At 40.3% G+C, this 26,261-nt stretch carries 21 protein-coding genes; 8 read left to right on the forward strand and 13 right to left on the reverse strand.

The features are described from left to right. Positions 1-7: 7 nt before the first annotated feature. Positions 8-565: a 1-acyl-sn-glycerol-3-phosphate acyltransferase gene (locus tag ACDG22_RS08275; RefSeq protein WP_007570578.1), complete on the reverse strand. Its 558-nt coding sequence runs from the start codon at positions 563-565 to the stop codon at positions 8-10. 5 nt (positions 566-570) lie between these two features. Beyond that, the gene (locus ACDG22_RS08280; protein ID WP_007570580.1) at positions 571-843 is read right to left on the reverse strand and encodes a hypothetical protein; all 273 of its coding nucleotides are present in this window, start codon (positions 841-843) and stop codon (positions 571-573) included. A gap of 145 nt (positions 844-988) precedes the next feature. Here ACDG22_RS08280 and ACDG22_RS08285 point away from each other — a divergent pair, with 145 nt between their 5' ends. Further along, entirely contained in the window at positions 989-2,632 is a 1,644-nt protein-coding gene (locus tag ACDG22_RS08285; RefSeq protein WP_007570582.1) for a diphosphate--fructose-6-phosphate 1-phosphotransferase, read from the forward strand. A gap of 101 nt (positions 2,633-2,733) precedes the next feature. Beyond that, positions 2,734-3,666 (forward strand): glycoside hydrolase family 25 protein, encoded by a 933-nt coding sequence (locus tag ACDG22_RS08290; protein WP_118482969.1) that lies wholly within the window; start codon positions 2,734-2,736, stop codon positions 3,664-3,666. A 5-nt stretch (positions 3,667-3,671) separates the two neighbouring features. On the opposite strand, the gene ACDG22_RS08295 is transcribed toward ACDG22_RS08290, so the two are convergent. Further along, positions 3,672-5,681 (reverse strand): AAA family ATPase, encoded by a 2,010-nt coding sequence (locus ACDG22_RS08295; RefSeq protein WP_178269914.1) that lies wholly within the window; start codon positions 5,679-5,681, stop codon positions 3,672-3,674. Positions 5,682-6,425: 744 nt separating this feature from the next. Here ACDG22_RS08295 and ACDG22_RS08300 point away from each other — a divergent pair. The 3 genes from ACDG22_RS08300 (at position 6,426) to ltrA (ending at position 10,375) form a co-directional block, all read left to right on the forward strand. Beyond that, positions 6,426-7,127 carry a nucleoside-specific channel-forming Tsx family protein gene (locus ACDG22_RS08300; RefSeq protein ID WP_007570589.1) on the forward strand — a complete coding sequence of 234 codons (702 nt, stop codon included), beginning with the start codon at positions 6,426-6,428 and terminating at the stop codon, positions 7,125-7,127. A gap of 27 nt (positions 7,128-7,154) precedes the next feature. Then, on the forward strand, positions 7,155-8,441 hold the full coding sequence (locus tag ACDG22_RS08305; protein ID WP_178269915.1) for an NCS2 family permease: 1,287 nt from the start codon (positions 7,155-7,157) through the stop codon (positions 8,439-8,441). Between the two features lie 527 nt (positions 8,442-8,968). Continuing rightward, complete coding sequence (gene ltrA / locus ACDG22_RS08310; RefSeq protein WP_007567634.1) at positions 8,969-10,375, forward strand: group II intron reverse transcriptase/maturase; 1,407 nt, start codon at positions 8,969-8,971, stop codon at positions 10,373-10,375. A 476-nt stretch (positions 10,376-10,851) separates the two neighbouring features. On the opposite strand, the gene miaA is transcribed toward ltrA, so the two are convergent. From miaA to ACDG22_RS08360, 10 genes are all read right to left on the reverse strand, one after another. Further along, entirely contained in the window at positions 10,852-11,757 is a 906-nt protein-coding gene (miaA, locus tag ACDG22_RS08315) for a tRNA (adenosine(37)-N6)-dimethylallyltransferase MiaA (RefSeq protein ID WP_007564899.1), read from the reverse strand. A gap of 112 nt (positions 11,758-11,869) precedes the next feature. Then, positions 11,870-12,424, reverse strand: a complete 555-nt coding sequence (locus tag ACDG22_RS08320) for an IS1096 element passenger TnpR family protein (protein ID WP_007564897.1) — start codon at positions 12,422-12,424, stop codon at positions 11,870-11,872. 51 nt (positions 12,425-12,475) lie between these two features. After that, entirely contained in the window at positions 12,476-13,243 is a 768-nt protein-coding gene (gene lpxA / locus ACDG22_RS08325; protein ID WP_007564895.1) for an acyl-ACP--UDP-N-acetylglucosamine O-acyltransferase, read from the reverse strand. Positions 13,244-13,348: 105 nt separating this feature from the next. Beyond that, the gene (locus ACDG22_RS08330; RefSeq protein WP_007564893.1) at positions 13,349-14,734 is read right to left on the reverse strand and encodes a bifunctional UDP-3-O-[3-hydroxymyristoyl] N-acetylglucosamine deacetylase/3-hydroxyacyl-ACP dehydratase; all 1,386 of its coding nucleotides are present in this window, start codon (positions 14,732-14,734) and stop codon (positions 13,349-13,351) included. Positions 14,735-14,738: 4 nt separating this feature from the next. After that, complete coding sequence (gene lpxD / locus ACDG22_RS08335; protein ID WP_007564891.1) at positions 14,739-15,779, reverse strand: UDP-3-O-(3-hydroxymyristoyl)glucosamine N-acyltransferase; 1,041 nt, start codon at positions 15,777-15,779, stop codon at positions 14,739-14,741. Positions 15,780-16,061: 282 nt separating this feature from the next. Beyond that, the gene (gene pyrF / locus ACDG22_RS08340; protein WP_007564889.1) at positions 16,062-16,886 is read right to left on the reverse strand and encodes an orotidine-5'-phosphate decarboxylase; all 825 of its coding nucleotides are present in this window, start codon (positions 16,884-16,886) and stop codon (positions 16,062-16,064) included. Positions 16,887-16,903: 17 nt separating this feature from the next. Then, positions 16,904-18,625, reverse strand: coding sequence for a DUF4153 domain-containing protein (locus ACDG22_RS08345; RefSeq protein WP_270669123.1), 1,722 nt, complete (start codon positions 18,623-18,625; stop codon positions 16,904-16,906). Between the two features lie 19 nt (positions 18,626-18,644). Continuing rightward, positions 18,645-19,754 carry a peptide chain release factor 1 gene (prfA, locus tag ACDG22_RS08350; protein WP_007564885.1) on the reverse strand — a complete coding sequence of 370 codons (1,110 nt, stop codon included), beginning with the start codon at positions 19,752-19,754 and terminating at the stop codon, positions 18,645-18,647. Positions 19,755-19,938: 184 nt separating this feature from the next. Beyond that, entirely contained in the window at positions 19,939-21,108 is a 1,170-nt protein-coding gene (locus tag ACDG22_RS08355; protein WP_022125087.1) for an AIR synthase-related protein, read from the reverse strand. Between the two features lie 65 nt (positions 21,109-21,173). After that, positions 21,174-22,676, reverse strand: a complete 1,503-nt coding sequence (locus ACDG22_RS08360; RefSeq protein ID WP_270669122.1) for a glycoside hydrolase family 10 protein — start codon at positions 22,674-22,676, stop codon at positions 21,174-21,176. 81 nt (positions 22,677-22,757) lie between these two features. On the opposite strand from ACDG22_RS08360, the gene ACDG22_RS08365 reads away from it, so the two are divergent. The 3 genes from ACDG22_RS08365 to ACDG22_RS08375 all read left to right on the forward strand — a co-directional run bounded on the left by ACDG22_RS08365 (position 22,758) and on the right by ACDG22_RS08375 (position 26,167). Beyond that, positions 22,758-24,191 carry a carbon starvation CstA family protein gene (locus tag ACDG22_RS08365; protein ID WP_270669121.1) on the forward strand — a complete coding sequence of 478 codons (1,434 nt, stop codon included), beginning with the start codon at positions 22,758-22,760 and terminating at the stop codon, positions 24,189-24,191. A 218-nt stretch (positions 24,192-24,409) separates the two neighbouring features. Next, positions 24,410-24,901 (forward strand): hypothetical protein, encoded by a 492-nt coding sequence (locus ACDG22_RS08370; RefSeq protein ID WP_007564875.1) that lies wholly within the window; start codon positions 24,410-24,412, stop codon positions 24,899-24,901. 18 nt (positions 24,902-24,919) lie between these two features. After that, positions 24,920-26,167: a DcaP family trimeric outer membrane transporter gene (locus ACDG22_RS08375; RefSeq protein WP_007564873.1), complete on the forward strand. Its 1,248-nt coding sequence runs from the start codon at positions 24,920-24,922 to the stop codon at positions 26,165-26,167. The last annotated feature ends 94 nt before the right edge of the window (positions 26,168-26,261 follow it).

The following is a 26,261-nucleotide window of genomic DNA, read 5'->3' on the forward strand; positions in this document are numbered from 1 at the left end:
TACATTGTCAGTCTATATCGCCTAAGACGAACTTGTGAGGATGTTTTCCTTTGAAATCTTTGAAATACAGTTTGATTTCGCGCATATCCTTGTCTATATCCCCGCTGGGTATGATATACTTGCCTGCTGTTATACATTTCTTTTCGTAATCGATGCCGATCAGTACGATAGGAATGTTTGCCCCTAATGCTATGTAATAGAATCCCTTTTTCCAGTTCGGGTTAGGAGAGCGGGTTCCTTCAGGGGTGATGGCAAGATGAAATTTCTCGCTGGCGTTTACTTGCTTGATGACTTGATCTACCATTGAGGTACGTTTGTCACGATGTACGGGGATTCCTCCCATCCAGCGGAACAAAATACCCAACGGAAAGAAGAACCATTCTTTTTTCATCATGAATCCCGACTCACGACCTATGGCACTGATAAACAGCTTGCCGATAAACAGATCCCAGTTCGTGGTGTGAGGGGCTGCACAGATAATGCACTTGTCGAAATCAGGGACGGAAACTTCAGCTTTCCATCCCAGTATCTTGTGGTAGATAAAGCTGCAAATGGCTTGTTTCATGCTCCTTATTTACCCAGTTCTTCCAATTTTTTGAAAATAGTTTGTGTACCGTTGTTGAAGTCTTCTTTCAGTTTCTTATAGAAGCCTTTTACATTACCCGGTTCAGTATGGCTGATGCGGCTGATGATGTCCTGACGGAGATTGACTGCCTGAAGGAACAATTTGCTCAGTTCTTCACGGTTTTCATCTTTGGCATTCATGCTTTCTACGATACACAGACCTGCGATAAGGTCGGAAATATAATTGACGTTCTTTTTTAAATTTCTTCTACTAGCCATAGTTTTATTGTTTTAATGGGTTAATAAAATAGATTGATTGCGGGGTAAAGATAACATTTTTTTTGCATACGTTTTCATATTTCCGAAAAAAAGGCGAAATTTGCCATACCGAAATTTATACACCTTATATAAATTAAAAACAATTATGACAAAAAGCGCATTACAAATTGCAAGAGCTGCTTATCAGCCAAAATTGCCTAAGGCATTGAAGGGTGCTGTAAAGGTACAGGAAGGAGAACCTACACAGTCGGTTGCCGATCAGGAAGAAATCAAGAAATTGTTCCCGAATACTTACGGCATGCCGTTGATTAAATTTGTTGAAGGAGAAGAAAAAGAATATGCTCCTATGAACGTGGGAGTAATTTTGTCTGGTGGTCAGGCTCCTGGTGGACACAATGTAATCTCTGGTTTGTTTGATGGCGTAAAGAAATTGAACCCTGCAAACAAATTGTATGGTTTCATCCTGGGTCCTGGTGGATTGGTTGACCACAAATATATGGAACTGACAGCTGATATTATCGACGAATACCGTAATACTGGTGGTTTCGATATTATCGGTTCTGGTCGTACTAAACTGGAAAAAGAAGATCAGTTCGAAAAAGGTTATGAAATCTTGAAAGAATTGGGTATCAAAGCATTGGTTATCATCGGTGGTGATGACTCTAATACAAATGCTTGTGTATTGGCTGAATATTATGCAGCTAAGAACTATGGTATCCAGGTTATCGGCTGTCCGAAGACTATCGACGGTGACTTGAAGAACGACATGATTGAAACTTCATTCGGTTTTGATACTGCTTGTAAGACTTATGCTGAAGTTATCGGTAACATCCAGCGTGACTGTAACTCAGCTCGCAAGTACTGGCACTTTATCAAACTGATGGGACGTTCTGCTTCTCACATCGCTTTGGAATGTGCTTTGCAGGTTCAGCCTAATGTATGTATCATCTCTGAAGAAGTTGAAACTAAGAACATGTCTTTGGATGATGTAGTAACATATATTGCTCAGGTTGTAGCTGACCGTGCTGCTGCAGGAAACAACTTCGGTACAGTATTGATTCCGGAAGGTTTGATCGAATTCATCCCTGCTATGAAGCGTCTGATCGCTGAATTGAACGACTTCTTGGCTGCTAACGGTGAAGAATTCAACAACATCAAACGTTCTAAACAGCGTGAATACATCATCAGCAAGCTGACTCCGGAAAATGCTGCTATCTACGCTTCTCTGCCGGAAGGTGTTGCTCGTCAGTTGTCTTTGGATCGTGACCCGCACGGAAACGTTCAGGTTTCATTGATCGAAACTGAAAAACTGTTGTCTGAAATGGTTGCTACTAAGTTGGCTGCATGGAAAGAAGAAGGTAAATATGTTGGTAAGTTTGCTGCTCAGCACCACTTCTTCGGTTACGAAGGACGTTGCGCTGCTCCATCTAACTTCGATGCTGACTATTGCTACTCTTTGGGTTACACTGCATCTATGTTGATTGCTAACGGTAAGACTGGTTATATGTCATCAGTTCGTAACACTACTGCTCCGGCTGCTGAATGGATTGCAGGTGGTGTGCCTATCACAATGATGATGAACATGGAACGCCGTCACGGTGAAATGAAACCGGTTATCCAGAAAGCTCTGGTTAAGTTGGATGGTGCTCCGTTCAAGGCTTTCGCTGCTCAGCGTGAAACTTGGGCTAAAGAAACTGCTTATGTTTATCCGGGTCCGATCCAGTACTTTGGTCCTACTGAAGTTTGCGATCAGCCGACTAAGACTTTGCAGCTTGAACAAGCAAAATAATAATTGCTTATAAATAAAGAAATCTGTCATTGCCTTCTCTGCCTGTCTGTGACTGGCAGAGAGGTGCAGTGACTATTTTTTAATGTAACTGGATAGAACCTATGACAAAAGAACCGCCCATAATGGTGGTAAATAAGCCTCGCAAAACTACATCCCGTAAGCGCACGAGTTCTTCTTCATCGAATACGACTTCTTCTGGAGGACCGAAGAGAAGAACCAGACGCAGCAAGGATAAAAAGAAAATAGCACGTAAGTGGGAAGTTCCATCGTGGATATATTATATTCTGATGGGAGGGGCTGCTGCATTGCTGGTCATCGGGTTTTATTATTTCTTTATCCGTCCTTATGCATACAGATGGAAGCCTTGCTATGGTACAAAGGCATATGGCGTATGTCTTCCTTCAGGCTATCGGGTGCATGGGTTCGATATTTCTCACCATCAGGGTGAAATAAACTGGGCAGTGCTCAGCAAGACACAGTTTACTCCATTCCCTATCCGTTTTGTCTTTCTGAAAGCTTCGGAAGGTGGAGATTTCAGTGATACTACATTTGTCCATAACTTTGATCTGGCGCGACAGTACGGGTTTATCCGCGGTGCTTATCATTTTTATAATCCAAAGACAGATGCTTCGCGGCAGGCTGATTTCTTTATCCGCTCGGTTCAGCTGGAGCCGGGAGATCTTCCTCCTGTGCTGGATATAGAAAAGCGAGGGGATGATGACGACCGTTTGCGGAAAGATTTGCTGGTATGGCTTCGTAAAATAGAACAGCATTATAAAGTGAAGCCTATTCTTTATACTTCGTATAAGTTTAAAACTCGTTATCTGAACGATTCTGTCTTCAATACTTATCCGTATTGGATTGCTCATTATTATGTTGATTCTGTAGAATATAAGGGCCAGTGGAGATTCTGGCAGCATACAGATGCCGGTACATTGCCGGGCATAAGGGAACAGGTGGACCTGAATGTGTTCAACGGAACACTGGAGGAACTGAAGCAGATGACAATTCCTGTGTCTGAAGAAGAAAACTAACTATTTTATTGATTGGATTTACGCTTGCGGAGCTCTTCGGCAAGGCGGTACTGGATGGCTGCTTCCATTTCTTTTCCGGCTTGTGTAAGTGCATCGCCAAAGCATTCGTGTGCTCCGGCGTGTTGAGGCTTCAGGGTAGTAGCTTTGTCGAGGTCGGCAATAGCTCCTTCGGTATCTCCTGTATGAAGACGCAGTTTTCCGCGGTTATAAACGGTTTTAAATTCCATCGGGCGCAGACGTACAGCCTTGTCTAGACAGGCTTCAGCTTCATTTATACGGTCGGCATTAAACAGGGTGACTCCTTTACGTACCCATGCATCGGCGTAGTCAGGATACAGTTCGATGGCTTTATCGTAATTGGCAAGTGCCGCACGGGTGTCGTGCATGTGTGTGATGCACTCATTTCCCATCAGATAGTATTCTTTGGCGTATTTTTGAAGATTTTTCTGCTGTTCCTGCATCTGTTCTTTCAGTCGCTTGTTGTCTTCGCGCAGCTTGTTGATGGTGCCAAGCTTTTTCCGGATGAAACGCTGCTGGAGGGGCTTTTCTATATCGTAACGTGAATGGATAGCCTTAAAGAATTGATTGAGAAATTCTTCGAAGTCGCCTTTATCGAATGCTTTGACAGCAGCTACGTATTGTATGTCGGCTTGTGCCTGTTTCATGGCACGCTCGATGGCTTGTTCGTTGTTGAACCGTTGTGAAAAAGCTACAATTTCGGGGCGGACAAAGATATCTCCACGGGTTATTTCACGTTTCAGGCAGATGCCTTCCAATGAAGTACAGCGGCTTAAAGCGACATAGGTTTGTCCGCCGGCGAAAACTCCACCGGTAAAATCGATGACTACCCGACTGAATGTAAGGCCTTGGCTTTTGTGTACGGTTATAGCCCAGGCAAGGCGGATAGGATATTGTGTAAATGTTCCCAGTTCTTCCTCCTCAATTTTCTTTTCTTCTTCATTATAGCGGTAGCGGATATTGCTCCAGCTTTCGCGATGAACGTCCAGTTCTTTTCCGTCTTCGGTAATGACATATATGATTCCGTCGGCATCGATACCGGAAATGGTTCCGATGGTTCCGTTTACCCAGCGCTTTTCGGAATCGTTCTTGATGAAAATAATTTGTGCGCCGGGTTTTATGGTCAGTTCCATAAGTGTAGGAAGACTGCTTTCGGGGAACTCGCCATGTATTTCTCCCTGCAGGGTGACGGCTTCGCCGGGAAGTTCGGCAAGACGACGTTCGTTGATATAGTCTACGTTGTCTCGGCGAGTAGCAAGAGTGATGTACATGTCGTTTTCGCTTGCCTTTACCGGGGCGTTGTAACGTGTGTTCAGCAGTTGTAGGTCGGCTGCTCCGGCGGTGTTTGTGCGGATATGGTCGAGCACGTTGACGAAGACTTTGTCGGTCTGTCGGTATACTTTAGTCAGCTCGATGGCTACCAGCTCCATTTCGCGGAATACACGTGCAGAGAAGAAGTAGGGATTGGGGTAGAAGCGATTAATAATTTCTCGTTCATCGCTTTTCACTACCGGTTCCAGCTGGAAGGCATCTCCTACGAGCAGCAGCTGTTTTCCGCCAAAGGGCTCGCGCATGTTCTGTGAATATACACGTAGCACTTTGTCGATGAAGTCGATGATATCGGCACGTACCATGGAAATCTCGTCGATGATCACCAGTTCGATATTCTTGATGAGTTTGCGGTGGTCTGATGAATATTTCAGGAAACTGTGCAGTTTTCCTCCTTTCAGACTAAAGTTGGGATCGTCGGGCAGGAGGGGATAGAAAGGGAGCTTGAAAAAGCTGTGCAGGGTACTTCCTCCTGCATTGATGGCTGCAATGCCTGTCGGGGCAAGTACCACAAATTTTTTCTTGGTAATCTGGCATACATGTTTCAGAAAGGTAGATTTACCGGTTCCGGCCTTTCCGGTCAGGAAAACCGACTGGCGGGTGTATTGTATCAGCTTTAAAGCATTTTGGAACTCTGCGTTGTCGGTATCTATCGGTGTATATGCCATAGGTGAAAACTTGATTTGCTGACAAAGATACATAAAAAAAGCGGTCGCATGTGCAACCGCTTAGTTGATTATTTACACGCCTCTCGGCATTTATCAGATTCTCTCTCAAAGCTGAAGCCTTTTTCAGCATTCAGCTTGTTTTTACTTGCTGATCTTATCGTTCAGCATTACGTAACCCCAGATCATTGGATCTGCATTTACGATCTTGTGAAAAATGTTTTTTACCTTTTTCATAATGTTATCCTTTCTTTTTTAGTTAAACATTAAATAATACCTGAAAACTTTACTTTTTAATTTTACGGCGAGCCTCACGGCCGGCTTTTTAATTCATCTTTTCAACCTTTAACCTTAAAAATTCAAATCTAGTTAAGTCTAGTCTTTTATTATTTCCTTTTGTTTTACACTGCAAATATACGAGTTATTTTAATAGAAAATATGTTTTATAGCATATATATTGCAAAAAGTGCCTCTTTTTTGACCTAAATCAAAAAAAGCCCTTCTTTTGTTACATAGGTGTGACGTGACTGAACATTTCTATCGGAGGGTATTGGACTTTTGGCGGAAAAAGTAATCGGGGCAGTCGATGAGGACTGCATGTTCTTCGCATATATAATTAAGGTATATGATTGGTGTGTAGAAGGAGATTAATGCTAAAAAGAGAAACAAAATAGCTTTTATTTATGCTTTTAAACAGATTTTTTACTATTTTTGCGTTTTCAAATTATTAAGCAAAATTAAAATTCGATGAAAAAAACATTCTTATTCGTTCTTTTGATGTGCTGTTTTGCAGGAGTGGCAAAGGCACAAAACATCCAGTTGCATTATGATTTAGGACGTGCTATGTACAATTCTCTGGAGGACCGTCCATGGGTTACTACTACAGTAGAAATGTTTAAAGCTGACAAGTGGGGTAGTACTTTCTTCTTTGTTGATATGGACTATACAGATAAGGGCGTGGCTTCTGCTTATTGGGAAATCAGCCGTGAACTGAAATTCTGGAAAGCTCCTGTATCTGCTCATATAGAATATAATGGTGGTTTGAATTATATTAACAATGCTTTTCTGGCCGGTCCGGCATACAACTGGAACAGTGCAGACTTTTCTCGTGTGTTTGGTGTGCAGGTAATGTATAAGTATATCCAGAAGAATGACGAACCGCATAACTTCCAGGTGACTGGTACATGGACTATCAACTTCTGTCAGGGTAAGTATACTTTCAGCGGTTTTGCTGATTTCTGGCGTGAGAAACATTTTGATGTTCACGGTAACGAACATAATTACATCTTTATGACTGAGCCTCAGTTCTGGGTAAACCTGAATCAGTTTAAGCATGTAAATAAGGATTTGAATTTAAGCGTTGGTACAGAGTGGGAGATGAGTACGAATTTTGCTACTCGTAACGGATTCTATTATATCCCTACGCTGGCAATGAAGTGGACTTTCTAATAGATTTATCATAAAATTATAAATAGTATGCTGGAAAAATTGTTTGGCTTCGACCGGAAAGTGACACGTGTACGTACTGAGGTACTGGCTGGTATCACAACTTTCCTGACGATGGCTTATATTCTTGCTGTTAATCCGAACATCCTGAGTGCTACGGGAATGGATAAAGGGGCGTTGTTTACTACCACTGTGATAGCGTCGGCCTTTACTACTTTGCTTATGGCTTTTTATGCCAAATTACCTTTCGGACTGGCTCCGGGTATGGGACTGAATGCCTTTTTTGCTTATACTGTTTGTTTGACACTGGGGTACTCATGGCAATTTGCACTGACTGCCGTTTTGCTGGAGGGTATTATCTTCATCTTGCTGACAGTTACCAATTTGCGTGAAAAGATCGTTGATGCCTTGCCGGCTACATTGAAAAATGCGATTGGTGCAGGTATTGGTCTGTTTATTGCTTTTCTGGGTTTGCAGAATGCTGGTATCATTGTGAATAATGATGCGACTCTTATTTCGTTGGGGGATATAACTTCAGGTTCTGCTTTGCTGGGAATTATCGGCTTGCTGGTTACATCTATCTTGTTGGTGAAGCGTGTACGCGGAGCTTTGCTTTTTGGTATTTTGCTGACTACAATTATTGGTATTCCAATGGGATTGACACATATTGACGGCATTGTAAGTGCTCCTCCTTCTATTGAGCCGATTTTCTTTAAATTCCAATGGGAACATATATTTACTAAAGAAATGGTAATAGTAGTGTTTACTTTCTTGTTTGTAGATATGTTTGATACAATCGGTACACTGGTGGGAGTAACTACTAAGGCTGGTATGGTGACAAAAGAAGGAAAGATTCCTCACTTGAAACAAGCATTTTTGGTAGATGCTGTTGGTACAACGGTAGGTGCTATGTTGGGAACCAGTACAATTACTACTTTTGTGGAAAGTGCTTCAGGAGTAGGTGAGGGTGGACGTAGCGGTCTGACAGCTTTTGTTACAGCTGTTTGTTTCTTGCTTGCTTTGTTTCTTGCTCCTTTCTTCCTGGCTGTTCCGGGGGCTGCTACTGCTCCGGTACTGATTCTGGTAGGATTGATGATGATGTCTTCTATCAAGAAAGTTGATCTTACTGAGTATTCGGAGGCTATACCTGCATTTATATGTATTATCTTTATGCCTTTGGCTTATAGTATTTCTGATGGTATTGTATTGGGAATGATAAGCTATGTGCTGATAAATTTATTATGCGGAAATTATAAGAAATTGACTCCGGCTATGTATATTTTGTCGGTTATCTTTGTCTTTAAGTTCTTTATGTAGAATCTAGTTTCTCTCTGTTTTAAGGGAGAGATAGCTTTGATAGATTAATATAAAAAGCATGTGAAATAAAAGTCTTCAGGCTTTGTTTCACATGCTTTTTTGATAGTATGCTCGGCATGAGTATTAGCTAACGGGTGCAAGTCCCCAATGAGCCCTAATAGCGGGAATCATACAGCCAATAGCAAGGGTGTCCATCGTGAGGTGGAATCTGAAAGAAGCTGGCGGCAAACATCTGGTCTGACGAACAGAAACTTCATATAAGGCATAAAAACCGTGGGTAAGGTTGCTACCCAAACCAAAGCCCTATAGCTATTCGGAACGGTTAATGTAGATGAAGCAGACATAAGATTGAAAGTTAATACCCTTATCCGAGGAGGTCTCACGGACGCATGAAAATAGAAAAAAATCGAAATCAGCGGAGTAAAGCTTGCCGTGAGAAGTCAGCAGAAGTCATAGTAGCAAACGAGCCGATAGGTTTGCGAAGGACTGAACCTAATAATTAAACGATAGTAATTGAAACATACCTAATGAAAGAACGAATGCAGAAAACATTATCCGAAGTTAATGACTGCCCTCAAAGAGATAGGTCGGAAACCGAATGGTATGAGGGAGTGCAGACTTTCATGTGGATATGTGAAGACAACATCGTGGAAGTACCATTCGACAAGGAACACCTTTTCGAGCAAATCCTGAGTCCTGCGAACCTAAACCGATCCTATAAGGCAGTGATTGGAAACAAGGGCTGTGGCGGTATCGACAATATGTCATGTGAACAATTGTTTTTATGGCTATTAGCCAACAAAGATGCGCTCATCCGTTCCTTGATGGACGGTTCTTACCGTCCGAACCCCGTCAAAAGGGTAGAAATCCCCAAGGACAATGGCAAGATGCGTCTATTAGGAATCCCCACTGTGGTAGACCGTTTGGTGCAACAAGCCATTAACCAAGTTCTGAGTCCTATATATGAGAAACAATTCTCCAGGAGAAGTTATGGCTTCCGTCCGAGAAGAGGTTGTCATGACGCGGTGAGAGGAGCCCAAGAGATAATCAATACAGGCTACACGTACGTTGTAGACCTTGACCTTGAACGCTTCTTCGATACCGTGAACCATAGCAAACTCATAGAAATTCTCAGCCGTACTATTAAAGACGGCAGAGTTGTCAGTCTGATACACAAATATCTCCGAAGCGGTGTAATGAACAAAGGTCTGTTCGAAGTGAGCGAGGAAGGAACTCCCCAAGGAGGACCACTAAGTCCATTGTTAAGTAATATTATGCTCAATGAGCTGGACAAGGAACTCGAACGCAGAGGACTTCCTTTTGTGCGGTATGCCGATGACTCGATGATATTCTGTAAGTCCAAAAGGGCAGCAAGAAGAGTCAAAGAGTCCATAACCCGATTTATAGAGGGAACTCTATATCTTAAAGTCAACAAGGAAAAGACTGTAGTATCGTATGTTCGAGGAGTGAAGTATCTCGGTTATTCCTTTTATGTAATGAAAGGCAAATATCGCCTTACAGTACACCCTAAATCCAAAGCAAAGATGAAATTGAGCCTCAAAGAGCTGACTAATCGTAGCAATGGATGGGGATACGTCAAGAGGAAACAGAAGCTGAAAGATTACATACGTGGGTGGATTGGATACTATCACCTTGCCGATATGAAACGCTTTCTTCTTGACACAGATGAGTGGTTAAGACGTAGAATACGTATGTGTATATGGAAAGCTTGGAAGAAACCCAAGACCAAGGTGGGGAACCTCATTAAATGCGGTATAGAAAAATATAAGGCATGTGAATGGGGTAACACTCGCAAAGGTTATTGGCGTATCGCTGACAGTCCTATATTGAAAGTGGCGATAAATAATGATAGCCTGCGAAAAGCAGGATATCCTACCTTAATGGGCTCGTATCTCGAATGGTACCCAAAATAGGAACCGCCGTATGCCGAACGGCACGTACGGTGGTGTGAGAGGTCGGTGAACATGAAAATAGGAGATAAACACCTATGATTAATGTTTACCTCCTACTCGATTGAAATGCAAAATTGTCTATTAACTTTCCATCATTACTTCTAAGGCAAACTTACCTCGGATACACTCAGTGAAACACTAGCTCTGTGTCTCGAACGGGTGTAATTTAATGGTATTATTGTTATTTGTTTTCGATAAACATATTGAATAAGCTGATTCTAAGTATTATTTTTATGGATAAGCTCCCTTATTAAAGTTGTTGTTTAATTTTATGTATATCAATAAGTTATTGATGATTTGAAAAGTATTATCGGACAACATGTATTATTTTATGTTACTAGTCCCGATTCGGTCGGAGATGGATTTGAAAGAATTGTACCGAATCGGGACTATTTTTCTATTTTAAATGTGCAGTTCACCAGGAATAAATGTTTGCTTTATGCCAGATGTTGTTCAATGTATTGCATGATTTCCTGTGTTGAGTCAGGATGAAACCAGGCTATTTCTGTATCACGCTTAAACCATGTTACCTGTTTACGTGAATAGATGCGTGAGTTCTGTTTTATTTTTTCGATAGCGAAAGGTAACTCCCACTCTCCGTCGAAATATTTAAATAATTCTTTATATCCTACGGTATTCAGTGAATTCAGGTTGAGGTACGGATATACTTTTCGTGCTTCTTCCAGTAATCCTTCTTCCATCATCATGTCTACTCGACGGTTAATACGATCGTATAGTTCTTCCCTGTCGCGTTTTAATCCGATTTTTAATATGTTGAAAGGACGCTCCTTACATGTACGTGTACGGAAAGATGTATATGTTTTTCCTGTCATATAGCATATTTCAAGTGCATGTATTACGCGTTTGGGATTCTTCAAGTCAACAATATTGTAATATTCAGGATCAAGAAGCTTTAACTCTGCACATAAACGTTCCAATCCCTCCTGTTCGTAACGTTCCAGCATTAACTGACGTGTATCATTGTCTACGGTAGGAATGTCGTCAATACCTTTGCATACGGCATCGACATACATCATTGATCCTCCTGTAAGTACTACTACGCTTTTTTCTTGGAATAATTCATTAAGCTTTTTCAGTACTTCACTTTCGTATTGTGCCGCACTATAGTAATCTGTCAGTTGCAGAGTTCCTACAAAATAATGTGGAACACGTGCTAACTGGTCGGGGGTAGGGGCTGCCGTCCCTATTTTCAGGTCGGCATAAAGCTGTCGTGAATCAGCTGAAATAATAGAGGTATGATATGCTTCGGCAATAGATAGACTTAAATCTGTTTTACCTATACCTGTAGGACCTATCAGTACAATGAGTGTTGGTTTATTCATATATTCTTTTAAAGCAACTAAAAAAGGAGGAATAATCTCGTATCCGTTATTTGTCTTTCGAGATTTTCCTCCTTTTCGCGTAGATGAAAATAACAATTACAATATCTGTTAATTAATATTTGTCTTCATCGTAAGGATTGCTTCCTCCTTCCATATCAAAGCCTTCCGGATCGAAGTCTTCCATATCGAAATCTTGGTCACCATAGAAGTTCTCATCTAAATCGAGAGCAGTGTTTGTATTCATTTGCTCATCAAAATCAATGGTTTGTTTAGGTGGATTTCCTTCTTTGCGTGAGCAAGTTGCATGTTGTAAATCCTTTCCTGTAATAATTTCGGAAAGCTCTATAAAGAAAACACGTTCAGCAAGCGGATCGAATACATAAAGTAATTTCTGTTTTTCGTCTTCCAACAGTTCACTTAATGGAGTTTCCTTCATAACGAAAGTATCTTCTTCAGAGCTTCCATTACCCATATCTTCTAAAGTAATTTCAATTTCTTTTTCCCAGTCATCATCGCAGATGAAAAAAGAAGTCATCTGATCATCTTTATAACCGGTACATTTTAATATAGCTTCGTGTAAATCGTAAAAAGAAGCTTCTGAGTCGATTTTTATCTCTCTCAAGAAATCATCGACTTCATCGGATATGATTCTGAATTTATATACCATTGTTCTTTCCTGTTTAATATTCGTTGATGTTGTAAAGATATAAAATTTTCTTTATCGGATAATTCCTCTTTCCGAATTTTCAATAAAAGAAACGATATATTCAATTTCCGGAGTCATAGTAATCTCTTCACGAATTTGCTGCAAAGCATCACTAACATTTTTTCCGCTGTTGTAAATAATGCGATATGTATTGTGGATGTTTTCAATTAATTCGTTTGAAAATCCTCTACGGCGTAATCCGATAATGTTAATTCCACTATATGCAATCGGTTCGCGACCGGCAATGATATAAGGAGGAATATCTTTACTGAAACGGCATCCTCCCTGAATCATAACATAACCTCCTACCCGGCAGAACTGATGCATCAAAACATTGGCACTGACAATTGCATTATCATCGATGATAACTTCGCCTGCCATTTTTGTAGAGTTTCCTATAATACATCCGCTTCCGACAATTGTATCGTGAGCAACATGTACTCCTTCCATCAGCAGATTATTGTTGCCTACTATTGTTTTTCCTTTTGCAGCTGTTCCTCTGTTTATTGTTACATTCTCACGGATGGTATTATTGTCACCGATTTCTGCGGTTGTTTCCTCTCCACGAAACTTTAAATCTTGTGGAATCGCTCCGATGACTGCTCCTGGGAAAATGCGATTATTATTTCCAATACGTGAACCATATAAAATGTTTACGTTGGGCATAATTGTATTATTGTCGCCTATCACTACATTCTTGTCAATAAATACAAAGGGACCTATTTCGACATTTTCTCCTATTTTAGCTTCTGGATGTATGTATGCTAATGGGCTAATCATATTTTTTATAAGAAGTATTAAGTATTAAGAGTATAAATTGCAGGGATGAAGAATTCAGTCTAAATGTATTAGATAGAATTCTTCATCCTTGTTTATGTATCGTTTTTATTTGTTTTTCACTATTTGTGCCATGAATTCAGCTTCGCAGACAATTTTTTCGCCAACAAAGATATAGCCTTTCATAGTAGAAATTCCTCGGCGGATAGGTGCCATTAATTCTACACGGAATATTAACGTGTCACCCGGAACAACTTTCTGCCGGAACTTAACATTGTCTATTTTCAAGAAATAAGTAGAATATTTTTCCGGATCATCCAAAGAGTTCAATACCAGCAATCCTCCGACTTGTGCCATTGCTTCTATTTGAAGCACACCAGGCATGACCGGTTCGTTAGGGAAATGGCCAACGAAGAACGGTTCGTTGGATGTTACATTTTTTATACCAACGATATGGTTTGCTCCAATGGCAATAACTTTATCTACTAATTGGAATGGATAACGGTGAGGAAGTAATTCGCGAATGCGGTTTACATCCATGATTGGTGCTTCGTTGCAATTATATACAGGTGCTTGAATTTCATGCAAACGAATTTCCTTGCGTATCTGACGGGCAAACTTGTTATTGATTGTATGTCCCGGACGGGTAGCAATGATTCGTCCTTTAATAGGTTTTCCAATTAATGCCAAGTCACCGATAATATCAAGAAGCTTATGACGTGCAGGTTCGTTAGGCCATACCAATGGAATATGGTTGATATATCCCAATTGGCTTGCATCCATATGAGGTACTCCCATTACATCTGCCAGCTTATCGAAGTTCTCTTGTGTCATTTGCTTTTCGTAAATGACAATCGCATTATCCAGATCGCCTCCTTTAATCAGACCAGCATTAAGCAATGGTTCGATTTCTCGAACAAAAACAAAAGTACGTGCCGATGCTACTTCTGCTGGAAAATCTTCCATATTCTCTAAAGTAGCATATTGGTTGGTAAGTATTTTTGAGTCGTATGAAATTAGTGTGTTGACACTAAATTTATCATCTGGAAGTACGGTAATGGATGAACCGGTAGCTTCATCACGGAACTCAATCTTAGACTTGATTATATAAAAATCTTTCGGCGCATTTTGTTCTTCAATGCCAACTCGTTTGATACATTCTACATATGCTTTGGCACTTCCGTCCAGAATTGGAAATTCCGGACCGTTAACCTGAATCAAGCAATTGTCTATGCCAGCTGCATAAAGTGTGGCCATGGCATGTTCTACGGTACTTACTTTTACCCCGTTTTTCACCAAGACTGTACCGCGGGTTGTATCAACTACATTTTCAGCTACTGCATCAATGATGGGCTGATCATCTAGATCTATTCGCTGAATTTTATACCCGTGATGTTCTGGGGCAGGATTGAATGTAACTGTCAGTTTGACTCCTGTGTGAAGCCCTTTGCCATTCAGTGAAAAGCTGCCTTTTAAAGTTTGTTGTTTCAACATGGGTTTATTTATTAAGTTGTTTTTTTAGTTCTTCAATTTCCTTTTGTAATCGGTTTAGTTCAGTGTACATCTCTGGGAGTTTCTTGAATATTGCAGATGAGCGAGCAAATTGCTTCGGTTCAATAGCTGGATATCCCATTAAAGTACTTCCAGATTTTGTGTTACCCGGTATTCCAGACTGTGCTCCAACGTTTACATGGTCACCTACTTTTATGTGTCCGGCAACTCCAACTTGTCCTCCGAACATACACCATTCTCCTATTTTTGCAGATCCGGCAACTCCAACTTGTGATGCCATCACGGTATGGCTGCCGACTTCTACATTATGTGCTAATTGGATTAAATTGTCGAGCTTTGCTCCTTTATGTACAACTGTTGCTCCCATCGTAGCACGGTCTACACATGTATTAGCTCCAATTTCTACATTATCTTCGATGATAGTGATACCTATTTGGGGGATTTTTTCATAACCTTCAGGTGATGGTGCAAAACCAAATCCGTCAGCTCCGATAACCGCCCCGGCATGTATAATGCAATTGTTCCCTACGCGACAGTCATGATATACTGTTACTTGAGGATATAAAATAGAGTTTTCTCCAACTCGGGCATGTGCTCCAACTGTTACTTGCGGATGTATATAGGTATTATCTCCAATTTCAGCTCCGTCTTCTATACAAGCAAAAGGACCTATATAAACATTCTGGCCAATTTTTGCACTAGGTGAAATTGAAGCCAATGGATCGATGCCAGTTTTTTTCGGTTTGCTCATTTCATATAAGGTCATCAGCTTTGCCAGACTTTCGTAGGCATTCTCTACTTTAATCAGAGTTGCTTTTACCTCATGTTCAGGTGTGAAATCTTTATTGACCAATACAATGGACGATTGAGTCTCATATATGAAATGCGTATATTTAGGATTTGATAAGAAAGATAATGCACCTGGGATACCTTCTTCTATTTTAGCAAAAGTGTGTACAGTGGCATTTTCATCTCCCACAATTGTTCCTTGGATATATTCTGCAATTTGCTTGGCTGAAAACTCCATAATTGATGTTTTTGTTCTTTTTTTACTTTAATAGTTTGAGTTTTGGAATGTCTTTAAAACTACATCCACGTTGTTAATTATGCAAATTACGTATTTTTTTTTTATATATCCGTGTAAAATGTAAATTATTTATCTGTATCCTATCGGAAAAGTGTTCTTTTTCTCTGATTTATAAAATAAAATACTGCCTTCCATGTATAAAAACGGAAGACAGTATTTTAGATTGATTTAACAAATTCTCCTGATTTAGTAGCAGGAAGTTATTCTTTGGGAAAGATCTTATTATAAGATAGCTTTCAGTAATTCACTCATTTGTTGCTGTACTTTATGAGCCTCTTCTCCTGCTACTTTTGCAAAGTTTTCAGTTTTATCTGCATAGATAATAGCTCGGCTGGAGTTGACAATCAGACCACATTCTTTGGTCATTCCGTACTTGCATACTTCTTCGAGTGAGCCTCCTTGTGCACCGATTCCCGGAACCAATAAAAAATGATTAGGAACAATCTTACGAATATCTTCGAACATACGTCCTTGAGTGGCTCCAACAACATACATCATGTTTTGGTCATTAGCCCATTCTTGAGATTTACGAAGAACCTTTTCAAAAAGACGTTCACCTTCCGGATCGGCAGTCAACTGAAAATCGTGTGAACCTTTGTTGGATGTAAGTGCCAGCAAAATAACCCATTTACCTTCATAAGTGAGGAATGGAGTCACGCTGTCTTCTCCCATGTAAGGAGCTACAGTTACAGAATCAATGTTAAGCTCTTCGAAGAATGTGCGAGCATACATGGCAGAAGTATTACCTATATCTCCTCGTTTTGCATCAGCAATGATGAACTGGTCAGGATAATTTTTCTTAATGTATTCTACAGTCTTTTCGAATGCGATCCATCCTTTTACTCCCATACTTTCATAGAAAGCCAGATTGGGTTTATAAGCAATACAGTAAGGAGCTGTAGCATCAATAATAGCTTTGTTGAAAGAGAAAATAGGATCTTCCTCTTTTAACAGATGTTCTGGTATCTTTTTGATATCAGTGTCCAGTCCTACACACAAAAAAGATTTTTTGTTTTTAATGTTTTCGAATAATTGCTGTTTGTTCATATCTATAGGGTTTTAAATTATTTGCTGAATAAATAACCGTTTATACTTACTTGTGTATGTTTTTTGTTGTTTTCTGTGGTATTCTCGACCGAAAATTCGGTGAGGTAAAATATTTTTCTATTTGAGTTGCATTTCAATTCTGTCGGAGGCATTTCTCCATATTTATATTGGTTAAGCTTCTCAAGGGTCTGGTAGCTTATGTACACAGTATCGTTCTCTTGTTGTAACGGTATGGCCAATATTTGTTTTTCGCATTCGTCATTAGTTGAAACGTAGTATTGGTTCACGTATTGTAATTTATCATATCCGTCAGGGATGTTTATAAAAGCTTCTGAGGCTGACTTTCCAGAATAGGAAGTTGTACCTTGAGTCTCGCCTTCATTTTTGAACTCTGTACGGAGCATATATAATGAAACGTTTTCATCAATCCATTGTGCTATGCTTTCTTTACCAAACCATTCGTAAAGATAAATAATTTTTTCGTTAATAGATTGTGCTTTTGCAGAAGAAAAATTCTTTAGCCATTGTGTATACTCTTCATGAGAAAAAGGAAGTTTTTTCTGTTGAGTATTCTGAATCTCCTTATTAATTTCGTTTTGAATGGTTTTTTGTGTAATACTTGAGTAATTGACCGGTAGAATTGAAGTCAACAGAAAAATTATAGAAAAAGAAACAGGAATCCAATTGATTCTTTTGGCCTTAATCAAAATCAGAGTTATGCATACAAAGTAGCACCAGACGTTGAGTGTGATTAAATACAGGCGGTTGATTGTCACTCCATAATCATTAAATCGCCGGATAATGCCTATAGTCATTAAGCAAAGCAGAGGCAATACAAATGCAGGAAGCCAGCGGGCTATTAATTCATCCATGCGCTTGCCATGTGCCATTCGAGTTGGATATAATCCGAATTCAATGGCAATACATCCAGTCATTAATGCAATGACCAGCCATGAAACCCATCCGATCGGAAGTTCCCAACTGGCTAGAATACGTAGTGCATAAATGTAAAGTACAATCAGATATCCTCCCGTAAGTGGAAGGAATAAATAGTGAATTACATTATTTAAGAATGAATGTAATAAAGGGAATGTGTTATGTTTCTCTTGTCTGGAAGGTAATAGTCCCAGGAATAATAACAGAGGCAAACATACATTACATATGATAACGATATATAAATAATATCGGGTATCAATGTCTATGTTGAATAGTTTATGCAATGACAATACCAAAAGACTGATTCCGCAGCTCATCACACATCCTATCAAATTGGCTGTAATGCATGATGTAATACTTGATACTGCGAAATTCCAGCTCGGTATATCATTTTTCTCTTTTAGAAAAGAGAGAAAAAAGATAGAAAGCCCTATGGCCAAAAGTCCTGCTCCATGAGCAATTCCTATTTCAGTGAAAGACTTCTCATAAGAATAGGAGTATAAATAAAATGCATCGGCTATCAGGAGTGCATGTGCTCCTGTTTGAATAATACTCTTTTTTATCAAACTTTTGATTTCCTCACACCATAAATGCAGGGAAAGAGAAAGTAAAGTTCCTACCGATAGGTAGTATCCTAGTATCCAGTAAAGTTTCTTGTTCTCCGGCTGATCAGCTGCTACTAAATAACAGAGATAACAGGTTAAAGATAAAATAAAGAATAAAGTAATGGGAAAACGCTTCAGATTAATCTGGAGCGCCCCATTGAAGGTCTGAATTGTTTTTTGTAACCAGTGCCTTAGCATTTTAGTGAAAAATCAGCTATTACAACTCACTTTCTTTCAATCGTTCTGCATTCTCTGCAACAATCAGATGGTCGATACAATCTTGGATATCTCCATCCATGAAAGCTGCCAGATTGTATATCGTATAATTGATACGGTGATCGGTTATACGTCCTTGTGGATAATTATATGTGCGGATTTTAGCAGAACGGTCTCCTGTGCTGACCATTGTTTTACGTTTAGATGCAATGTCGTCGATATACTTTTGATGCTCTTTATCATAGATGAAAGTGCGCAAACGTGATAAGGCACGTTCCTTATTCTTAGGCTGGTCGCGGGTTTCTGTACACTCGATAAGAATTTCCTCCACTACACCGGTATTAGGATTTTTCCAATTATAGCGCAAGCGAACTCCTGATTCTACCTTGTTTACATTCTGACCACCAGCACCGCCACTTCGGAATGTATCCCATTTTATTTCGCCTTCATTGATTTCTACATCGAACGGCTCTGCTTCGGGTAGTACAGCTACAGAAGCGGCTGATGTATGAACGCGTCCCTGAGTTTCAGTAGCCGGTACACGCTGTACACGATGTACTCCTGATTCATATTTAAGAGTTCCGTAAACTTTATCTCCTGTTACCGAACAAATAATTTCCTTAAAACCTCCGGCAGCTCCTTCGTTTGCACTAGATACTTCCAGTTTCCAGCCTTTCGATTCACAATATTTTGAGTACATACGGAATAAGTCCCCTGCGAAAATAGCGGCTTCATCTCCTCCTGTACCACCTCGTATTTCCAGAATAGCATTGCGATCATCTTGCGGATCAGCAGGAACCAGCAGAAGCTTAATCTCTTCTTCCAGTTGTGGAAGACGAGCTTCGCAAGCAGCTGCTTCTTCGCGAGCCATTTCTTTCATTTCAGGATCGTTCTCAGCCATCATCATTTTGGCCTCTTCCAATCCGTTGAGGCACTGCAGATACTCCTTGCGTGCCTGCATAAGATCTCCCAGTTCTTTATATTCTTTCGTCAGCTTTACATATCGTTTCTGGTCAGATATAACGTTCGGGTCGGTAATCAGGGTTGATACCTCTTCGAAGCGAGCTACTAATCCGTCCAATTTTTCTAATATGGTATTGTTTTCTGCCATATTCCAAAGAGTGTTAGTTTATTAATTCTCTAATATATAAGTTGTTATTTTGCAAAACAAAAGCTTACCATAGTCTGCCATAAAATAATTGTTCCTGAATGAAATAGTCATCGAATAGATATTTTTGTTAAGATGGCTATTGTAGAACTTTATTATTTATGACTATGGTAAGCTTTCTTATTAGTTAGTATTTGAATTCTCCAAATTCACTACGGATAATCAGCTCTTTATGATCGCTTTCTTCAATGCGTCCGATTATCTGAGCATCGATGTTGAATGATTTGCTGATTTCGATAACCTGCTCAGCATGTTCCGGTGACAAATAAACTTCCAGACGGTGTCCCATATTGAATACCTTATACATTTCATCCCAGTCGGTTCCACTTTGTTCTTTGATAGTGCGGAACAATGGAGGTACAGGGAAGAGATTGTCTTTGATTACGCGACAATTGTCTCCAACGAAATGCAATACTTTAGTTTGTGCACCACCTGAGCAGTGAACCATACCATGAATTTGCGGACGAAGAGCATCCAGCAATTTTTTAACAACAGGCGCATAAGTACGGGTAGGAGAGAGAACCAGCTTTCCTGCATCCAGCGGAGAGCCTTCTACTGCATCTGTCAATTTCAAGTTGCCGCTGTAAACCAATTCTTCTGGAACTGCCTTGTCGTAGCTTTCCGGATACTTCTCTGCAAGGTATTTAGAGAAAACATCATGACGTGCACTTGTCAGGCCATTGCTACCCATACCGCCGTTATATTCTTTTTCATAAGTAGCCTGTCCGTACGAAGCCAGACCTACGATAACGTCTCCCGGACGGATATTTGCATTGTCAATTACATCAGCACGTTTCATGCGGCATGTCACTGTACTGTCGACAATAATAGTACGAACCAAGTCACCAACATCGGCAGTTTCACCTCCTGTTGCATAAACACCTACTCCCATTTCTCTCAATTCGGCAAGCAATTCGTCTGTTCCGTTGATGATAGCCGAAATCACTTCACCCGGAACCAGCAGTTTATTACGTCCGATAGTTGACGATACCAAGATATTGTCTACAGCTCCGACACACAACAAGTCGTCGATATTCATAATCAAGGCATCCTGTGCAATTCCTTTCCAAACAGACAAGTCACCAGTTTCTTTCCAGTATAAATAAGCCAAAGACGACTTAGTACCGGCTCCGTCAGCATGCATGATATTGCAATACTCCGGATCACCACCTAGAATATCAGGAATAATTTTACAAAAAGCCTTAGGGAAAATACCTTTGTCAATGTTTTTAATGGCGTTATGCACATCTTCTTTCGATGCGGAAACACCGCGCTGCATGTATCGTTGATTGCTCATGAGATATTATTTGTTTGTTTTTGTTCAATTGAATGTGCAAAAGTACGGATTATTTTGCTTATGTCCTATCGTTTTTCTTGTTTTGTTACGTAGCTTGTCGTGAATGGCTGATTCATTTCCAGAGGCAGGCTTTCATTTCCATACCTGTCTACAGCTGTAACTGCCCAATATATCCGTTCTTGCCATGGAACTTCGGGACAGAAGATATACTGCGTAGAGTCAGTTCTTATTTCAATCAGGTTTGATGCCTGTGTGATATCTATCGGATAAGTATTCGAAGCATATATACGATAATATACCGGAACCGAGGAATTATCGGTAGATGCATTCCAGCTTAACTTTACTCCTTTATCCAACGGGATAAAAACGGGATTTGCCGGAACGGAAGGAGCTATGCTGTCTATCCATGTCATAGCAGGAATGGCAGCAGGTTGTGTGTAGAAATGCTCTTTCAGTTCATCGAACACTCCTTTTGTATTGTCAACCAAAAAACGATTGCGGAAGTAAGCCTGTCCGTCAAGTTTTATATTACGCAAAAAAGAGATTTGCCGTACCACTTCATCAAGCTGCCAGTTTTGTTCTTTGGGGTGGAGAAAATAAATACCTAACCCAGGAACAATCCATCGTCCGTTTTTATTTTCCTGCCAGTCGAGGGCAAACGGATAAAAATGATTTCCCTGAAAATACATCATCGGGAATAAAGCATCGTGTATTCCTTCTTTCAGCCATTGGAGTGCATCTTGGTAAACGACTTCATAGGCATTCCATCCCCTTGAGGGATAGCGTTTGGTATCGTTGTATTTTCCAACAGGAGAACTGCTTACCTTTACCCAGGGCTTTAGCGATTTTGTTTCTGTATAAATACGCCGCACAATGCGGGTGATATTATTTCTGCGCCATTGCTGTAAAGATTCTTTTTTGCCATATTTGCGATACGTACTCTGGTCGGGAAAGTCTGATGCCCGTTCCGGGTATCGGATATAGTCGAGATGAATGCCGTCTATATCGTAGCGGGAAACAATTTCGCGCACAATACTTGCAAGATAATTATCTGTTTGAGGGTTTCCCGGGTCCAGATACCATGTCCCTTTATATAGCTTGCAGATGGAGGGCTGTTTTCGTGTTACAGATTTTTTACCTAAAAGCTTAACCTGTCGGGTATTTCCTATAGGGATGGTTACAATCCATGCATGCAGTTCCATACCTCTGCGGTGACATTCTTCTATGGCAAATTTCAGTGGATCGTAGTTGGGGTTTCCTCCTTCGTGTCCGGTTAAGGATTCTGTAAACTGTTCTATGGCAGATGGATAAATGACATCTCCACGCAAACGGGTCTGAAACAATACGGTGTTGAAGTTTGCACGTTTCAGTGCATCGAGTGTCTTACATAATTCTTGTTTCTGAAGTTCGATAGTTTTGGCTGATGTTGCTTTATGCGAAGGCCAGTCCAGTCCGCCCAATGTGGTGAGCCAGGTTGCCCGTATTTCATATTTGGGTTGAGCATATCCGGACAGGGGAATAATGAACCCCAAAATAACAATGTAAATAGTTATAAGTCTGTTGTACATAATTTCGTTTTTTAGTTTTGCAAAGATAGCAATATGTTCTTTTAAATTATTACTTTTGCGCTCACTTAAATACTTTTTATTATGATAACTTTTAGTATAGCTTTAATTCTGTTAGTAGTCGGTTATTGGATTTACGGAGGTTATGTCAATAAACTGTTTGCTCCCGATCCCAACCGTAAGACTCCGGCACTGACTATGACCGACGGGGTAGATTTTATACCTCTTCCTACATGGAAAATATTTATGATCCAGTTTTTGAATATTGCAGGTCTCGGACCAATTTTCGGTGCTATTATGGGGGCACAGTTTGGTACAGCCTCTTATCTTTGGATTGTTTTCGGAACTATATTTGCAGGCGCGGTACATGATTTCCTGGCCGGAACTCTGTCACTTCGAAATTCAGGCGAAAGTCTGCCACAGATTATAGGACGATATTTGGGAAGCGGAACCCGAAAGGTAGCCTGTGTCTTTACAGTTCTGTTGATGATATTGGTTGGAGCTGTGTTTGTTTCAGGACCGGCGGAATTATTGGCTGGTATGACTCCCGCTTCTCTTGATGTTTATTTTTGGGTTATCGTGATATTCCTTTATTATATATTGGCAACGATGATGCCGATTGATAAGATTATCGGTAAGATTTATCCATTGTTTGCCTTTGCCTTGCTTTTCATGGCTGTAGGAATTTTGGTTATGCTGTATGTAAAAAGTCCGGATTTGCCTGAAATGTGGAATGGATTTGGAACAAAATATGAACGGAATCCTATTTTCCCGATGATGTTTATTTCCATTGCCTGTGGAGCCATTAGTGGTTTTCATGCTACGCAATCTCCATTGATGGCACGATGCATCACCAATGAAAAGCATTGTCGTCCGATTTTTTATGGAGCAATGGTGACCGAAGGTATTGTTGCTTTGATTTGGGCTGCTGCGGCCACTTATTTTTTCCATGAAAACGGTATTGTAGATGAAGCAACTGGAGTTGCCTATTCGGGAGCGAAGGTAGCTACTGATATTTCGAAGGACTGGCTGGGAACCTTCGGGGGTATTTTGGCTATACTTGGTATTGTAGCTGCACCGATTACCAGTGGAGATACAGCATTACGTTCTGCACGTCTGATTGTTGCTGATTTCTTTCATGTAGAGCAACGCAGTATTCGTCGTCGTTTGCTTATCTGTATACCTATATTCCTTGTGACTATTGCATTGCTGTTGTACAGCTTTGGCGATACAGAGGGTTTTAAGATTATATGGCGATATTTTGCCTGGTGCAATCAGGCTTTGTCTGTTTTCACACTGTGGGCAATTACTGTATGGCTGGTACATGAAAAGAAAAACTATTGGGTAACGCTTATTCCTGCTCTTTTCATGACGGCAGTATGTTCTACCTATATATTAATAGCTCCAGAAGGACTTGCCTTATCTGAAAGTATATCTTATCCTCTCGGTGCTGTTTGTGTGCTGATTGCAATAATCTGGTTTGCTGTCTGGTATAAAAAGGAGAAAAAACGTATTTAATTTTTTACTATATCCTTTGGTCAAAGGATAGCAGAGTCTTGCTGCTACTGATTAAGGATGATATGTCATCTCATATAGTCAGTTGCGGCAAGACTTTTTTCTTTATATCGGCAAGGCTTTTCTGACAGAGCTGGTGAATTGCTAAAAAGCCGTGGCAAAATATTTTTTCATGGCGTTTTTTTGTTACTTTTGCGACAATCAATTCTTAAAATATATTTATGGTGAAGAAATTATTATTTGTATTTATTTTACTGATAAGTTGTATCAATGCACATGCTCAGTTCGAAGAAGGAAAATGGTATCTGAATACTTCTCTTACCGGACTGGATCTCTCGCATAGCAAATACGAAGGAACTAACTTTGGTTTTCAGGTTGGTAGCGGAGCTTTTGTTGTCGACAACCTGATGGTGCTGGTTAATTTCAAGGGAGAGTATGTAGAACACGGTATGGATGAAACAAGTGTGGGAGCCGGAGCAAGATATTACTTGTCTAACTGTGGCCTGTATGGTGGATTAGGCCTGGCTTATAAACATTTGTCGAATAGTGTAAATCGTAAAGATCTTGTCTGTCTGACTCCAGAGCTGGGGTATGCATTTTTCCTGAATGGAACGATTACCGTAGAGCCGGCTGTATATTATGACTTGAGTTTTTCGAACTGTTCGGAATACAGTAAGCTTGGTTTTAAGATAGGATTTGGTTTTTATTTCTGATTATATATCTAAATAGTGATGAAAAAAGTATTCATGTCACTCGCCTTGCTCGTTGGAGTTTCGGGGAGTGTATTTGCACAGAAAAAAGGGTTTGATTATAAGTTTTATGGTCAGGTACGTACAGATTTGTTCTATAACACCCGGTCTAATTCGGAAACTGTAGACGGATTGTTTTATATGTACCCGCTGGATGAAAATCTGGATCCGAACGGACACGATCTGAATGGAGTTGGTAATGGTAATTTTTATACGTTATATACTCGTCTGGGGGTAGATGTTACAGGCCCGATGTTAGGTAAAGCCAAGACCTCGGCTAAGGTAGAAGTTGATTTCCGTGGTTCGGGTACTACTTATTCGTTGTTCCGTATTCGTCATGTCTACTTTAATCTGGATTGGGGCAAATCAGCGCTGCTGGTAGGACAGACCTGGCATCCGTTGTATGGTGATGTTGCTCCTGAAATATTGAATTTGAATATGGGTGCACCTTACCAACCGTTTAGCCGTGCTCCTCAGATTCGCTATCGTTTTACTTCTAATAATTTTATGCTTACTGCTGCTGCTATCTGGCAGTCGCAGTACTTGTCAGTTGGTCCTAAAACCAATAAACCGGGAGAAACCTCTACCCAGAAAAGCCAGGAATTCATGAAAAAGAGCTGTGTTCCTGAATTTTATTTGGGGGTAGATTATAAACGTCCGGGACTGATAGCCGGAGCTGGATTGCATGTAAGTTCTATTACTCCTCGTACCCAATCGGAAACTGAAGACGCGGTTTATTTCGTAAATGAACGTGTAACAGGTATCTCCGGAGAGGCTCATGTGAAGTATACAAAGGAGAACTGGCTGGTATCCGCCAAAACTGTACTGGGAACTAATCTGACTCAGACAAGTACTGTGGGAGGATATGGAATAACCAGTATCGATGAGGTGACGGGAAAACAGCAGTACTCCCCGTTGCGTACGTCTTCTACATGGGTGAATGTGGCTTATGGAAAGAAATGGCGTCCGGCTTTGTTCTTTGGTTATCTGAAAAATCTGGGTGCAACCAAAGAAGTTCCTTATGGTGCATTAGGAACAGGAACAACGCTCGACCAGTTGTTTACCGGTACAGCTGAACTTACTTATAATATTCCCCACTGGAAATTCGGGGCGGAGTATTCACTCTGTAATGCCTGGTATGGCGATGAATTTGATGCGAAAGCAAAAGCAATAAACTCTCATTCTATACTCAATCATCGTATAGTGCTGGTAGCTCTGTTTCAGTTTTAAAAAAAGAACGTGAATTTTTATATAAAACGTCCTGATGTTTTTGAAAAAAATTGCTCAATTTTTTTAGAAACATCAGGATGTTTTTTTATTCGTT

This window comes from Phocaeicola coprocola, from assembly GCF_041333015.1.
Lineage (GTDB): Bacteria > Bacteroidota > Bacteroidia > Bacteroidales > Bacteroidaceae > Phocaeicola > Phocaeicola coprocola.